General features: G+C 45.6%; 1 pseudogene. It reads right to left on the bottom strand.

The features are described from left to right. Positions 1 to 66 precede the first annotated feature (66 nt). Positions 67 to 792, bottom strand: a pseudogene (locus A3766_RS06100) (exopolyphosphatase); the annotation flags it as partial.

Here is a 792-nt window from a genome sequence, read left to right as displayed (position 1 = left end):
GGTCTCATCGCAAGATGACTCAATACCTAAAACAATCATTAAGAATCTCGTGTAGTTGGAAAGTCGTCAATCTTTAGCTAGCAGTAGAAGAAAGCCCTGCTTACGTAACAAGTCTTGCTCTAACTCCAAGATCGACGTATTTAAGGGATTTGCCTCAAACCAGCCTTTCCCCATACTAAGGGATAAGCACTCGTCCTGAGCCCTTAGGGTGAAATCCGTTTCAGCTTGATTACGTTCTGCTGTCAGCGCAACCGCCAGTCTGAATATTGTGCACAGGCGCTTCAGTGTTTGCGTTTCCTGTTTACTCATTCCAATAAAAGGCTCATCACTAAATTTCCGTCTGTGAGTACGTACTATCACAGAAAGGTGCAGCTGAGTTAATCTCGAGAAACCTGGTAGGTCAGAGTGATAAACGAGATAAGCACCATGCCGGTGGTATTGTGCATGAGCAATAGAGTGCCCAACCTCAAAAACCCGGCTTGCCCAACGTAGTAGATTTTCACATTGCGGTAAGGCTATATCCCAATACGAAGCAATTTGCTTGTATGCATGAAGCGCTGTTTTCTCTACTCTTTCAGCGTGTTCAACATCAATAGCATAGCGAGCCTGCATCGATTGAAGTGAACGTTCTCTGACATCCTCATGCTGAATCCGGCCTAGTATGTCATACAGCAAACCTTCCCTAAGCGCGCCCGATGTGAACTCCATTTCTTTGATGCCCAGTACCTTAAAGCATGAGTAGAGTATGGAAAAGCCGGCTGCAAAGATCGATGCACGCTCAGATTTCACACC

It is taken from the genome of Oleiphilus sp. HI0132 (genome assembly GCF_001635845.1).
This window is presented reverse-complemented; position numbering and strand designations above follow the sequence as displayed.